This is a genomic window from Paenibacillus sp. Y951, assembly GCF_056786395.1.
In genome coordinates this window covers 327,565-342,308 of the sequence record NZ_JBXCIY010000002.1, presented here as the reverse complement: position 1 = coordinate 342,308, position 14,744 = coordinate 327,565, and the positions used below count along the sequence as shown (strand labels likewise).

11 protein-coding genes are annotated in these 14,744 nt (G+C 41.3%); 5 read left to right on the top strand and 6 right to left on the bottom strand.

Going from position 1 to position 14,744, the window contains the following annotated elements; genetic code table 11:
• Positions 1–205: 205 nt before the first annotated feature.
• Together AC1TPB_RS04345 and AC1TPB_RS04340 are read right to left on the bottom strand one after the other, a co-directional pair.
• Complete coding sequence (locus tag AC1TPB_RS04345) at positions 206–928, bottom strand: amino acid ABC transporter ATP-binding protein (protein WP_482075358.1); 723 nt, start codon at positions 926–928, stop codon at positions 206–208.
• Positions 921–2,390 (bottom strand): ABC transporter substrate-binding protein/permease, encoded by a 1,470-nt coding sequence (locus AC1TPB_RS04340; RefSeq protein ID WP_482075357.1) that lies wholly within the window; start codon positions 2,388–2,390, stop codon positions 921–923. The genes AC1TPB_RS04345 and AC1TPB_RS04340 overlap by 8 nt, the downstream gene beginning before the upstream one ends.
• A gap of 93 nt (positions 2,391–2,483) precedes the next feature.
• Here AC1TPB_RS04340 and AC1TPB_RS04335 point away from each other — a divergent pair, with 93 nt between their 5' ends.
• From AC1TPB_RS04335 to AC1TPB_RS04320, 4 genes are all read left to right on the top strand, one after another.
• Positions 2,484–3,962: a methyl-accepting chemotaxis protein gene (locus AC1TPB_RS04335; RefSeq protein WP_482075356.1), complete on the top strand. Its 1,479-nt coding sequence runs from the start codon at positions 2,484–2,486 to the stop codon at positions 3,960–3,962.
• A gap of 208 nt (positions 3,963–4,170) precedes the next feature.
• On the top strand, positions 4,171–5,901 hold the full coding sequence (locus AC1TPB_RS04330; protein WP_482075355.1) for an ABC transporter ATP-binding protein: 1,731 nt from the start codon (positions 4,171–4,173) through the stop codon (positions 5,899–5,901).
• Positions 5,898–7,802, top strand: coding sequence for an ABC transporter ATP-binding protein (locus AC1TPB_RS04325; RefSeq protein WP_482075354.1), 1,905 nt, complete (start codon positions 5,898–5,900; stop codon positions 7,800–7,802). Before AC1TPB_RS04330 ends, AC1TPB_RS04325 begins: the two co-directional genes overlap by 4 nt.
• Before the next feature lie 52 nt (positions 7,803–7,854).
• Positions 7,855–8,202, top strand: coding sequence for a hypothetical protein (locus AC1TPB_RS04320; RefSeq protein ID WP_482075353.1), 348 nt, complete (start codon positions 7,855–7,857; stop codon positions 8,200–8,202).
• Between the two features lie 111 nt (positions 8,203–8,313).
• On the opposite strand, the gene AC1TPB_RS04315 is transcribed toward AC1TPB_RS04320, so the two are convergent.
• The 4 genes from AC1TPB_RS04315 to AC1TPB_RS04300 form a co-directional block, all read right to left on the bottom strand.
• Positions 8,314–9,636, bottom strand: coding sequence for a BaiN/RdsA family NAD(P)/FAD-dependent oxidoreductase (locus AC1TPB_RS04315; protein WP_482075352.1), 1,323 nt, complete (start codon positions 9,634–9,636; stop codon positions 8,314–8,316).
• A gap of 33 nt (positions 9,637–9,669) precedes the next feature.
• Positions 9,670–10,974, bottom strand: coding sequence for an aminoacetone oxidase family FAD-binding enzyme (locus AC1TPB_RS04310; RefSeq protein ID WP_482075351.1), 1,305 nt, complete (start codon positions 10,972–10,974; stop codon positions 9,670–9,672).
• 228 nt (positions 10,975–11,202) lie between these two features.
• The gene (locus AC1TPB_RS04305; protein WP_482075350.1) at positions 11,203–11,967 is read right to left on the bottom strand and encodes an exodeoxyribonuclease III; all 765 of its coding nucleotides are present in this window, start codon (positions 11,965–11,967) and stop codon (positions 11,203–11,205) included.
• A gap of 21 nt (positions 11,968–11,988) precedes the next feature.
• Positions 11,989–12,636: a DUF4190 domain-containing protein gene (locus AC1TPB_RS04300; RefSeq protein WP_482075349.1), complete on the bottom strand. Its 648-nt coding sequence runs from the start codon at positions 12,634–12,636 to the stop codon at positions 11,989–11,991.
• A gap of 210 nt (positions 12,637–12,846) precedes the next feature.
• Between AC1TPB_RS04300 and AC1TPB_RS04295 the strand changes: the two genes are divergently transcribed.
• Positions 12,847–14,730 (top strand): LTA synthase family protein, encoded by a 1,884-nt coding sequence (locus AC1TPB_RS04295; protein ID WP_482075348.1) that lies wholly within the window; start codon positions 12,847–12,849, stop codon positions 14,728–14,730.
• Positions 14,731–14,744 lie beyond the last annotated feature (14 nt).

Here is a 14,744-nt window from a genome sequence, read left to right as displayed (position 1 = left end):
CATACGGAGCTGGTGCATCGAAACAAAGCAAAAAGTTTCGTTAATATGCACCATACGGATCTGGTGCATCGAAATAAAGCAAAAAGTTTCGTTAATATGCACCATACGGAGCTGGTGCTGCATAGACAAAGGGAGTTCACACGATGATTTTCATCATTGTGTGAACTCCCTTTGTCTGTTCTATTTCTATGAAATATAGCGACTATTACAATACTTGCTCTAGGAAACGGATAGCACGATCACTTTGTGGCTGTGTGAAAAATTGTTCCGGAGTAGCTTTTTCAATGAGCATACCTTGATCTAGGAAGTAGATCGTATCAGCAGCTTCACGGGCAAATTTCATCTCATGCGTCACAATTAGCATCGTCATGCCACTGTCTGCTAAGTCTTTAATAACATTAAGTACTTCTTTGACCATCTCTGGGTCAAGTGCCGAGGTAGGTTCATCGAATAGCATAATTTCAGGCTCCATAGCTAGCGAACGAGCAATAGCTACACGTTGCTTTTGACCTCCAGACAGCTTCGAAGGATAGCTATCTGCTTTATCAGACAAGCCTACTTTGGCAAGTAACTCCATTGCTTTTGCTTGAGCAGCGGCAAGTGAAATGCCTTTCACTTGCATTGGTGCAAACGTAATGTTTTGCAGTACCGTCATATGTGGGAAGAGATGGAAATGCTGAAATACCATCCCGATATTTTGCCTAATCGCCGCCACATTAGCTTTCGGAGCAGTTAGTTCATCTCCGGAAATTGTAATAACGCCACTAGTAGGAACCTCTAACAAGTTAAGACAACGCAGAAAAGTCGATTTACCTGATCCCGACGGACCAATAACAGCAACAACTTCGCCCTTTGCAATCGAGGTTGTAATTCCGTTAAGTACTTTATTTTTACCAAATGATTTGGTTAAATTCTCTATATTAATCACTACGACGTAATCTCCTTTCGAGCATACGAGCTAACGAAGTCAATATAAGTACTAGCACATAGTAGATCGCTGCAACGAGCAATAATGCTTCGAATGAGCGGAACGTAGTAGCACGTACGAAATCAGCACGACGCAACAGATCGGCAACACCAATGACCGATACGAGCGATGATTCTTTAATTAGTGCAACACATTCATTCACCAGTGCTGGTAAAATATTACGCAGCGCTTGCGGGAAAATAATCGAGATCATCATTTTACGATAAGGAATGCCAAGTGCAATCGCTGCTTCGCGTTGCCCTTTATCAACGGCCATAATTCCTGCACGAATCGTCTCTGATAGATAAGCTGCAGAGTTTAATCCGAAGGCAAGACCTGCCGACAATAAAGCTGGAATATCAAATCCAGTAAGCTGTGGCGTAGCATAATGGATTAGCAGTAGTTGGACAAGCAGTGGTGTGCCCCGGAAAATTGATGTATAGGCAGTAGCAAACCACTCTAATGGCTTAATACCTGAAATTTTGAAAAGTGATAGTATACTACCAAGAATAAGTCCAAGGACAGCAGACACTAGCGTGAACAATAATGTAACGCCGACACCTTTTACAATATAAGGAACATAGCCTTGTAATGTACTAAAGTCGATAAGTTTATCATTACGAGCTGACTTTGCATTAGCGTCAGGGAACCATTTCAATAGTAGCTCATCAAGCTTACCGCTTTCTTTCATTTGCGCAATAACAGTGTTGAACTCAGCAACATAAGGTGATCCTTTCGGAAATGCTATCGCATAGCCGTTTTCGTTGTTATCAGCAGGCAGGAAGTTCATGACTAGCTTTGCATTCGCATTAGTCATTTCAACGGCTACCGCATCTTCTACGATTGCAGCATCAATACGATTAGAATTGAGTTCTTGTATTAGATCTGGTACTTTGTTCAGCTTACGAACTTCGGCGGCATCTTCTATGCTGTTAGCGATAGTTTCTTGAACAGAACCAAGCTGTGCTCCAATAATTTTTCCATGTAGTGTTTCAATGGAATCGAAGATATTACCTTCTTTGGAGACGATTGTATTCCGTGCGAAGTAATATGGATCAGAGAAATCAACACTTTGCTTTCTTACCTCCGTTGCCGACATACCGGACATGATGAAATCAACTCGACCTGATTGCATTGCAGCAATTAGTCCAGAAAAGTCCATGCTAGCGATTTTCAATTCATAGCCAAGCTCGCTCAAAATATGTTTGGCTATATCGATATCTAATCCGATGATTTCACCGTTATTTTTGGCATCGACACTTTCATAAGGGGGGAAATCTGGTGATGTACCCATAACTAATACTTTTTTCGGTTGCGAAGTAGCCTCTTCAGCAAAAGCAGAAAATGCTGGCCCGAAAGAAACGATGAGAAGCACCATTGTTAGTAGGGATACATATAATATGTGTAACTTATGCTTGTTCATGTTGTCCTCTCTTTTCATGAATTTCAATTATACAATTATAGAAGGATTAGATAGAGATGTAAATGACTAATTAATTTAGGAGGGATGATGGCTATGCAGCAACATAAAGTTGTGACAAGATTATCCTTAATTATAGTTATCGCTACGATAGCTGTTTATTTTCTCCATCGTCAATTTCAATTTCATGGTGCTACGTATCATATACTTACAGATCAACGAGTTACGCTAATATTAGTAATGATTCCTGCCATATTCTATAGTATGACATGGCTGCTATTGAGATGGAATGCTGAAAGTAATGGAATATCATGGCTCAATATGTTGACGCTGACGTTTTCTAGTATCGGCATGATTGCAGCAGGCAATGGAATGATTGAATATCACTTTTCTATATTTATGGTGCTAGCTATGATTAGCTACTATGAAAATATTAAAATAATAGCTGCGATGACCATACTATTTACAATTCAGCATATACTTGGTTTCTTTGTATTTACTTTGTATGTATTCGGAGTTCCAGCAGGGAAATACAGCTTATCGATGGTAGCCTATCATGCGATTTTCCTTGTTGCGACATCTGGGGCATTAAGTTGGCAAATTTATCACAAACGTCAATTAAGGCTACAACTAGACGAGACAGTGAAGGAGCAAGCTCAGCTACAAACTATAATGCAGCAAATGCTTGTTAGCTCGGATCAATTATTGGAAGCATCTGTTCAGTTACAGACACTTTATGATAATACGCAAACTGAGCTAGAACAAATTGTATCGAAAGTGCAAAGCATCTCATATGATGCCGAAGCGAATAGTCAATTTTCTTCTAATACATCCGCAGCAGTATATAATATTTCAACAGGGCTTAAAGAGATTTCGAATGCCAATATTGTAGTCGTTCAGCTGGCAACTGATATGTCGCACAAAGCTAGTCAAGGTCAACAAATGATGAATACAATTTTAGTCCAAATGGATCAGCTCAATGATGTTTCAACAACATCATCATACACGATTAGCCGCTTGAACGAAAGATCGGGTACGGTGCAACAGATTGCGACAACGATTAAAGCAATTGCGAAGCAAACTCGATTGCTTGCCATTAATGCATCGATCGAAGCAGCACGGGTGGGTGAACATGGTAAAGGGTTTGCGGTTGTAGCTAATGAGGTAGGAAAGCTTGCAGATCAAAGCAGCGAAGCTGCCAGTCATATTAGCAGCTTGGTTAGTGGGATTGAGGATGAAACGAATCGTTCCGTCGAAGCGATGCAATTAGTTGTCGATGAGGTAACGGAAGGGATCGATCGTATTGCCATAATGGGTCAATTACTACAGGAGATAATAACATTAATCGATGAGTCGGTGGGAAAGTTTCAACTGGCTTCACAAGCTACAGAGAAAGTAGCAGCCAGTACGATGCAAGCCTCTACCTCGCTTATCGAAATGAGCAATTTCACACTGGAAATTCAAGAAAAGACGAAAGTGGTTGCAGCTGCCACTAATCGTCAATATGAGTCCAATAGTCGTCTAGCTCCTTTAATTAGAAGGTTAACTGAAATAAGCTATCGTTTGAAAAAGTGAAGCAGACGTAATAAAATCAGTTCTCCACTCTTTATAAAGAGTGGAGAACTGATTTTTTGTTGAGGATGGATGCCATTTGCAATAAGTTGATATTTTAATGAAAGAATTGATATAATTTGCTTAGCGAATAAATTTTAGAACTAAAAGAAGTTAATATTGTTAAATGTATGGTCGAGTGTATCTACATAAGGAAAGAAGGAGTGTTTAATTGCTAAAATTATTTCGAGTCTTAAAGCCTTATACGTTTACAATTATCTGCATTTTAATATTGGTTCTATTGCAGGCATTATCGGATTTGTATTTGCCCACATTGATGTCAGATATTGTGGATCTAGGTATCAATAAAGGTGATCTCAATTATATTTGGAGCATGGGTGGAGTGATGCTGCTCGTTTCCATCGGGGGTACAATCGTAGCCATATTTGCAAGCTTCTTTGCTGCTAAAGTATCATCAGTGTTCGGGAAAATTGTACGGAAAAAGGTATTTACTAAAGTAGAAGGATTTTCGTTGCAAGAGTTTGATCAAGTAGGAACAGCCTCGCTTATTACGCGGACGACGAATGATATTAATCAAGTTCAACAAGTATTATTAATGATGTTAAGAATGATGGTCATGGCACCGATGATGTGTATCGGTGGTCTGATTATGGCATTTTCCAAAGATAGTCAACTTTCAATGGTACTATTAATATCAATTCCGGTGTTAGTAGTAACGATTCTGCTAATCATTAGAAAAGGTATGCCGTTCTTCAAAATTATGCAGAAGAAACTAGATCGTATTAATTTAGTGCTTCGTGAAAGCTTAACGGGTATTCGTGTTATTCGCGCATTTAACCGTACGGGCTATGAGCAAACACGATTTACAGATTCCAATGCTGATCTTATGAATACGGCTGTGAAAGTCAATCAAATTATGGCATTTATGATGCCGCTAATGATGCTTATTATGAATCTATCTACAATTGGTATTATATGGTTTGGTAGTCAGCGGATTGATATGGGAGAAATGCTGGTAGGTGATCTGATGGCGTTCATCCAATATGCGATGCAAATTATGTTCTCGCTTGTGATGATGTCGATGATGATTGTGATGTTGCCTCGTGCGCAAGTATCGGCTGCTCGTATTAATGAGGTATTAGATATAGAACCAACGATTACAGATCATCATGCACAAGCGGTGAGTACTAAGCAAGCATTAGGTACAGTTAACTTTAATAATGTTTCATTTACATATCCGGGGGCTGAAAAACCCGCTATTTCGAATATTAACTTTGAATGTAGACCTGGAGAAGTAACGGCAATTATAGGTGGGACGGGTTCAGGTAAGTCGACGATTATTAACCTTATTGAGCGTTTCTTTGATTGTAATGAAGGCTCCATTGACTTTTCAGGCGTTAACGTGAAAAATTGGTCGATTGAACAATTAAGAGGAAATATTTCACTGGTACCGCAAAAAACGACCATTTTTAGTGGAACGATTGCTGAAAATATTCGTCAAGGAAAGCAAGATGCCACAGATGAGGAACTTCGCGAAGCGGCAACGATTGCTCAAGCGATTGGCTTTATTGAGAAAATGGAGCAAGGTTTTGATACGATATTAGCTCAAGGTGGAACGAATATATCGGGAGGACAGAAGCAACGTCTATCGATTGCTCGTGCACTTGTTCGACGTCCTAGTCTATATCTGTTCGACGACAGCTTCTCAGCGTTAGATTATAAGACAGATTCAACGCTTAGAGATGCGCTCAAGGATCAAGTATCTGATGCAGCAATGATCATCGTTGCACAACGTATTAGTACGGTTATGAACGCCGATCAAATTATTGTGCTCGATGAAGGCGAGCTTGTTGGCAAAGGAACTCATGCGGAGCTGTTAGAGTCATCAGACGTCTATCGTGAAATTGTGCAATCCCAGTTAACAGAGGAGGAGAGCGCATGAGTAAGAGTGAAAGAGCAACTCACACAGATAATAAACATAGTGCAGGCGGACCTCGTGGTGGCCCAGGTGGTGGCCCTCCGGGCATGATGATGCCAGGAGCGAAGGCGAAAAACTTTAAAGGTACACTCAAGCGATTATTGCAATATTTGAAGCCATATCAAGTACGGCTGCTTGTTGTGTTCCTAACGGCGATCTTAAGCACGATTTTTGCCATTGTAAGTCCTAAAATATTAGGTGAGGCTGTTAATGTTATTTTTGAGGGTTGGTTTGCCAAAATACAGGGTGCTGCCGATGCTGGAATCGATTTTAAGCAGATTACTTTTCTCCTTGCGATATTAGCCCTTTTATACGTAATTAGTGCGGTATTTGGGTTTGTCCAGCAGTTTCTCATGGCAAAAGTAGCACAGCGTGTCGTCTATCAGCTGCGAGAAGATGTGAATCATAAATTAGGTAGATTACCACTTAAGTTTTTTGATTCTCGTTCCAATGGAGATATTCTTAGCCGAGTTGTCAATGATGTAGATAATGTGGCAAACACTCTGCAACAGAGCTTAACGCAAATGATTACTTCCGTTGTAACCATTATCGGGATTATCATTATGATGCTAACGATTAGCCCGTTATTGACGCTAATTATTATTCTTACCTTACCATTAAGCTTTGTCGTGATTGCCTTTATCGCGAAGAAATCACAACGCCATTTCAAAAATCAACAGAAAGAATTAGGCGAATTGAATGGTCATGTAGAAGAAATGTTTACAGGTCATATCATTGTGAAGGCATTCGGTCGTGAGCAGGAATCGATTGAGCACTTTGAGGAAATGAACGATAAGCTTTATCAATCGAGCTGGCGCGCCCAGTTTATGTCGGGGATTATGATGCCGCTAATGGGCTTTATCGGTAATATCGGCTACGTACTTATTTGTGTAGTCGGCGGTATTCAAGTGACGAAAGGCAGCATTAACGTCGGTGGTATACTAGCCTTCATTCAATATGCTAGACAATTTACAATGCCAATTACACAGACAGCTAATATTGCTAACATTATTCAATCGACGATTGCCTCAGCAGAGCGTGTATTCGAATTACTGGATGAGGTAGAAGAACAAAAAGATGTGAACACTAATGTGAAAATTGAAAATCCACAGGGCGATGTATCATTCCAACATGTTAAGTTTGGCTATAAGGATGATGCCGTACTGATGGAAGATTTGAATCTTGATGTGAAAAGTGGTCAGATGATTGCGATTGTTGGACCGACAGGTGCAGGGAAAACAACACTCGTTAATCTATTGATGCGCTTCTACAATATTCAAGCTGGTGCAATTACGATTGATGGTAAACCCATTGATCAATTGGAGCGTTCGTACGTCCGTTCATTGTTCGGTATGGTACTACAAGACACATGGCTATTCAACGGTACAATTCACGATAATATTGCTTATGGTCGTGCTGGCGCTACTGAATCAGAAATTATTGCAGCAGCGAAGGCAGCTCATGCGGATCACTTTATTCGTACGCTTCCAGAAGGCTATGATACCGTGTTGAATGAAGAAGCATCTAATATTTCCTCGGGCCAGAAGCAATTACTTACGATCGCTAGAGCTATTCTTGCGGACCCAGCGATGCTTATTCTTGATGAAGCAACGAGTAGTGTTGATACACGTACAGAACTTCATATTCAGCAAGCGATGAACAACTTGATGGAAGGTAGGACGAGCTTCGTGATTGCGCATCGTCTATCGACAATTAAAGATGCTGATCTTATACTAGTAATGAATCAAGGTTCGGTAATCGAGCAAGGTACTCATGATCAATTGCTAGCTAGTGGTGGATTCTATGCGGAGCTATACATGAGTCAGTTTGCGAATGGTGGTTCAGGCGAAGTAGAACTCGATTAAGATTTTCGCTTGTGATCACGAACTTATATGACAGATTGGAGCATAAAAACATATGTATGAGATTGAAATGGATCTAGTAGCGGATTGGATCAGTATTGTGAAGGAAGTATTTCGTGGTGGTGGGATTGTTCTTGAGGATGGCTTGACTACAGAGGACGTTGCACAAATCTATTTTTTGCAGAGCTTACCGGAAGAAGAGGCTAACGCTTTAGCTCAGGAAACGTTGCAGAAGCTGCAAGATATGGAGCAAGTGATCCAGACTCATTTGGAAACGACGATTATACCTGATATTCGTCAGCGTACTAGTTATGAAGGGAATCAATTTCACTTCAGCTGGATATTCGATCAAGGGGAACATATTGTTGAAACCCATTCAGAATATCGTATTCCATTAGCATAATTGCACCACTAATCTTTAGGTTGCCCATGATAAATGCCCTTGTCAGTAGGAGGTAAATTCCTACTGACAAGGGCATTTATCATAGTTACATATTAGTTTTGGTTATTCTATTCACTTACGTGGTTGCCTTGTACGTCGATCAGCAAGCGCCATAGCAGAGGCATATCCGGAGCTCCAGGCCCATTGCAGGTTATAGCCACCGCAATCTCCATCCACATCCATCACTTCGCCTGCCAAATAGAGCCCAGGTACTAGCTTAGATTCCAACGTTCCTTCGATCAGCTCAGTCGTATCGATACCACCGGCTGTTGTTTGCGCATTCGTGAAGCTATTGGTATCGGTCACTTTAAACTCCCAACGCTTCATGATTCGATAAAATATTTCCTTGGTTTTCCACGATAGATCCTGACAAAGCAGGTGAAGCTGTTGATCAATTCCAGCCTCCTTCAGCAGGACGGGAATCAACTTCTTGTTGATGATGCCGATAAGGGAATCCGCAACAGTCCGGTGTCCGAAGATCCCCCAGTGCATTTCTAGAAATTCAACTACCTCTTCCTCCGTACGGTCCGACATCAAATCAACCGACAAAGTCACAGATTCTCCTCTTCCGAGATTATACGCAGCCTTCCTGCTTAGCTGGAGTATTGGTGGGCCGGAGACGCCATAGTCCGTAAAAAGAATTTCGCCATATTCGCTGCGGATGACTTCACTGTTTACGATAATATGGGCATGTCCCTCGAATTTGACGCCGGATAGTTCCTTCAAATGCGGATAATCTAGCTTCAATTGCACAATGCCCGGCACTGGTTCGACTACAGTGTGCCCTAGACGTTGGACAAGCGTATAACCCGATCCATCTGTTCCGGTCTTCGGAGCGGTAAGACCACCTGCACATAGAAATAGGTATTTGCTGGTATAAATGACCTGCTCCTCTGTCTCCGTTTGACATTTAATCGTGAAGCGCGGATGTTCCGTCGAGACGGTAATATCCAACACTTTATTCTTGAAATATAACGGCACATTCCGATCCTCGAGAGCAAGTCGAAAAACACCCGGCACAGACGCAGCTTGCAACGACATCGGATACATCCGACCATCCTCCAGGCTTACAAGAGGAAGCCCGAGCGAAGCGAAAAAGTCGATCGTTTGGCGTACACCAAATTGCTGCAGCACATGCAGTGGAAATCCAGCTTGATTGCTGTGATACTTGTGCGATAAAGCGACTGCTTCATCCGTACCCGTCGCAGTGGATTCGTTCGTAATGTTACAGCGCCCATTGCCCGTCGTTAATATCTTCTTTCCAATCCGGTCATTGCTATCAATAATTGCGGTATCAATACCTTGATCCCGCGCAGTAACGGCAGCCATTATACCAGCAGCACCTGCACCGATAATTAATAGCTCATGGTGCTTAGCCTTCTGATTCTTATACATAGTGATCGATGCATCCCTTTTCCTATAAATTCATTACATTTGCTTAGCGAGCGCCATCGCGGCTACATAACCAGAACTCCAGGCCCATTGCAGGTTATAGCCGCCGAAATCCCCGTCCACATCGATCACCTCGCCAGCCAAATAAAGCCCAGGTACTAGCTTAGATTCCAACGTTCCTTCGATTAGCTCAGTCGTATCGATGCCGCCCGCTGTCACTTGCGCATTCGCGAAGCCATTGGTATCAGTCACTTTAAATTCCCAATGTTTCAAGATTCGATAAAGTTTCACCTTGGCTTTTCGCGGTAGATCCTGGCAAAGCAGGTCTGGCTGCTGATCGATGCCTGCCTCCTTCAGCAGGGCGGGAACCAACTTCTTGTTGAAGATGCCGACGAGGGAATCAACAACAGTCCGGTGTCCGAAGTCCACCCAGTGCATTTCCAAAAACTCAACTAGCTCTTCATCGGTCCGACCCGGCATCAAATCAACCGATACGGTTACAGAGTCTCCTTGTGCAAGATGATACGCTGCCTTCCTGCTTAGCTGGAGAATTGGCGGGCCTGAGATTCCATAGTTCGTGAAGGCAATTTCACCATATGCGCTGCTGATGACTTTACCATTTACGATGATGTGGGCTTGTCCCTGAAATTTGATAGTGGCCAGTGCCTTCATATGTGGATGTTCTAGCTTCAATTGCACAATAGCCGGCATAGGCTCGACCAAGGTGTGTCCCAGACGCTCGGCAAGCGTATAACTAGGGCTATCTTTTTCCGTATTCGGACCAGTAAGGCCACCTGCACATAAAAACAGATATTCGCTAGTATAAACAACCTGCTCCTCTGTCTCCGTTTGGCATATAATCGTGAAGCGGGGATGATCCTTCGAAACGGTAACATCCAACACTTTGTTATTGAGGTATACTGGAACATTCCGATCCTTCAGCGCTAGCTCAAAAATATCCAGCACCGATGCAGCCTGCAGCGACATCGGATACATCAAGCCTTCCTTCAATCTTGTAAGTGGAAGCCCGAGGGAGTAGAAAAAGTCAATGGTTTGACGGATGCCGAATTGCTGCAATACCGTCAATGGAAATCCGGCCTGATTACTGTGATACTTGCGCGATAAAGCGGCCGCTTCATCCGTACCCGTCGCAGTGGATTCATTCGTAATGTTGCAACGGCCATCACCTGTCGTTAATATCTTCTTGCCAATCCGGTCGTTACTCTCCAGAATGGCAGTATCGATACCCAGATCCCGCGCAGTAACAGCGGCTATTAGTCCTGCAGCACCTGCGCCGATAATAAACAGCTTGTGGTGCATAGAAGTCTGATTCTCATACATGGTTGGTCAATGCATCCTTTATCCAATTTTTCGTGAAAGCACAGAAGCGCTTTATTAAATTATAGCATAAGTGTAAGCACCACTGAATTCTGGTTAGAATTCCTGATTTCGCCCCATTACATTAATAACCTTCTACTGCGCTACAATTTATAGAAACTTTATCCGTTCCAAAATTAGCAAAAATCCACAACCTCATTTGGTTGTGGATTTACTAATGGAGCCGGGAAGTTAAACTACCTCTACGGTGAGTGTTACTGGACAATGATCACTGCCTAGTATACGATCCTCAATCGTTGCCTCGATAATCTGATCTTTTAACTGTGAAGAGACAAGGAAGTAGTCAATTCTCCAGCCGATATTACGTTCGCGAACTTTCGGCATAAAGGACCACCATGAAAATTTATCCTCAACCAGTGGATGTAGATGTCGGAAAGTATCTGTGAAGCTATCTCGCAGTAGATTGCTCATACAAGCACGTTCTTCAAAGGTGAAACCAGAATTACCGAGGTTAGCCTTCGCATTTTTCACATCATGATCAAGATGGGCGACATTGAGATCACCGCAAATAATAACAGCCTTATTGGCAGCGAGCTTCGTCACATAATCTTTGAAGCGTTGCTCCCATTCAAGGCGATAAGGTAAGCGAGTGAGGTCGCGTTTCGCATTAGGTGTATAGACAGTCAATATATAATAGCTCTCATATTCTAGAGTAATGATCCGACCTTCATCTTCACTATTATCTTCTAGTCCGTACCAGACGGATAATGGTTTATGCTTCGTAAAGATTGCTGTACCGGAGTACCCTTTTTTTATAGCATAATTCCAGTATTGATGGTATGAATAACCTAGATCGAGCTCGATTTGGCCAGCTTGTAGCTTAATTTCTTGCAAACAGAAAAAATCTGCCTGTTGCTCATGAAAAATATCGAGAAATCCTTTAGTAACAGCGGCACGCAAGCCGTTCACGTTCCAAGATACGCATTTTAGTTTCATTCTTGCTGCTCCTCAAAGGCTTTAATAATATATATTTGAACTTGAATCCATTGCAAATATTAACACGCCAACAACAAAGATTAACAAAATACCGTATAGCAGTGTACCTAAAATGCTTGTAACTAAACCGCCGATAGCTAGACCTCTACCATCCTCCTGCTTGCGAGGAATTTCTTTCAATGCCATCGCACTTAATATAATTCCAGCAATCCCGATGAAAAAACCTATATATGGAATACTAATAGAAGCGATACCGAGAATTAACGCAATAATTGATTTCGTATTCGTTTTGTTAGTGCGATATACGATAGGCGGTTGCTGATATGGATTGTTCTGATAATTGGGGTAGTTACCATTTTGCGGTTGCCCATAATATTGATCTTGCCCATTGTACGGCTGCTGATTATTATAGTTAGGTGGCTGTTGTTGATATTGCTGTTGCTGTTGAGAATGTTGATATTGTGGCTGTGCTTGTTGAAAATTTTGTTGACCAGGCTGTTGGAATTGATTATTATAAGGCACTTGTTGATGTTGTTCGTTATTAGCATTATTCGAATTTTGTTGATTCGTTTGTTGGTCTGATTGTTGGCTCTCGGAATTGGTCAAGTCGTTATTACTTGTTGGATTTCCGTAAGGGAAATCTTTTTGATTGGATTGATCGCTCATCATTCGCCCTCCTTAAATGGGTCAGAAATTTCTAATATCTATCATAGCAAATATTAATGATGTCAACAATGAATTCATATAGATTAATCGTTAAGCTTTCATCGATCACTCAGTTGCGATAAGATTGTACTATTGTTGCTCATTGAAAATGACAATAATCGAAAGAACACAAGTAATGAAGTAAGCTACATGCGTAGCCAAGGAGTGGACAGTATGAAAAAGTTTGTACAATGGTATACCAAATTTCCAGGGGTCTTATTAGCAATTATGTTATTGTTGAAAATAGTTATGTTTCGACAATTCGCCATTCAAGATCTATCGCTTTGGGGTGTAGTATCTGATATAGCAGCAATGATCTGTCTGATGGCATTGCCAGCGATCTTTATGCGTGGTAAAGCGAGAACTGCACTACAATATATTATCGCGATGCTGTTATCACTAATATGGTTTGCTACCTCAATATACTATAGCTACTATGGAAGTATTCCTACCTATTTAACATTGACTCATTTGGGGCAAGTTGGTCAAATTAGTGAAAGTATCACGTCAGCAATTGAGCCGTATATGAGTCTGTATTTTGTAGACTTTATTGTACTGGCGATAATGAAGATTATTTGGGGCAGTCGACCAGAAGTTAGAACTCTTTATTGGACGGCAGCAACTAGGAAAAAACGTCCAAAATTTAGAGCATTAATTATTTTTACACTTAGCTTTATTGTTAGCGGTACAATTGTTTTCACTTCGACAAGTATTGAAAATGAGCATGCGCTTGCTAATCGCTTAGGCGTAATTACGTATCAATTTGCGGTGTTAGGACAAGGAAAGACGGATTCAGTAGATAAAATGAGCGAGGAAGAGCGCGCTCAATATTTAGCGCAGATTCAGCAATGGTTTGCAAAGCAGGATAAGCCTGATCAATCCATGTATCATGGTGTAGCAGAAGGTCGAAATCTTATCGTAGTGCAATTGGAATCATTTCAAAACTTTGTGATCGGATTGAAGGTCGGAGATCAAGAGGTTACTCCGAATTTGAACGCATTAATTCAAGATAGCTTCTATTTCCCGCGTATATATCAGCAGATTGGTGAAGGAAATACGTCAGATGCAGAATTTTTACTGAATACGGGAGTATATCCGCTTGGGGCTCCTAATATGAGTAGCTTTGTGGAAGGAAAGATCGTTCCAAGTTTACCACGAACATTGGCTACACAGGGATATGACTCCTATACGTTCCATGTTAATGATGTAACTTTCTGGAGTCGTGATAAAATGTATCCTGCGCTAGGTTTCAACAAGTACTTCGATGCAAAAAGCTTTGAAAATGATCATTTCAATAGCTTTGGTGCTTCGGATGAACAATTTTATAAAGTGGTGTTGCAGCAATTTAAGCAATTTCACAAAGAAGAGCAATCTTTTTATGCGCAACTACTGACGACATCAAGTCATCATCCCTTTGTTGTTCCAAAGGAAAAGCAGCAATTAATATTACCTAGCGCATATGCTGAAACACAGCTAGGTAATTATTTGCAGGCTGCACGCTATACAGATGAGCAACTAGGTATTTTCATTCAGCAATTGAAGGATGCTGGTATTTGGGAGCAATCGATTATGGCCATATATGGTGATCACGCTGGCTTGCAAACCAAAGAAAATGATCCAGCTTGGGTTACCGAGCAATTGGGAATTCCTTATCACGGCACAATTAGTCGGATGAATATTCCATTTATTTTATCAATCCCTGGTGTGGAAGGCGAAGTCATTGAGACGGTAGCTGGACAAGTTGATATGCTGCCAACGATCTACAATGTTCTTGGTATCGATATGGATGCTCATCAGCAAGCGTTATTCGGTACTGATCTACTGAATGCAGAAACAAATATTATTGGTGTAAGATATTATTTGCCAACGGGTACATTTTATAATGATGATGTATTATTTGTACCAGGTCTGGGCTTCAACGATGGTATAGCGACTGATCTGAATACATTGGAACAGGTTGATATTGGAAATGATTTGCGAGCCGACTATGATTATATATTAGAATTAATGAAAATGTCAGATCTCTATTCAGCGCAGTTGCCTATGAGCAATCCATAATAATAGCATATGAA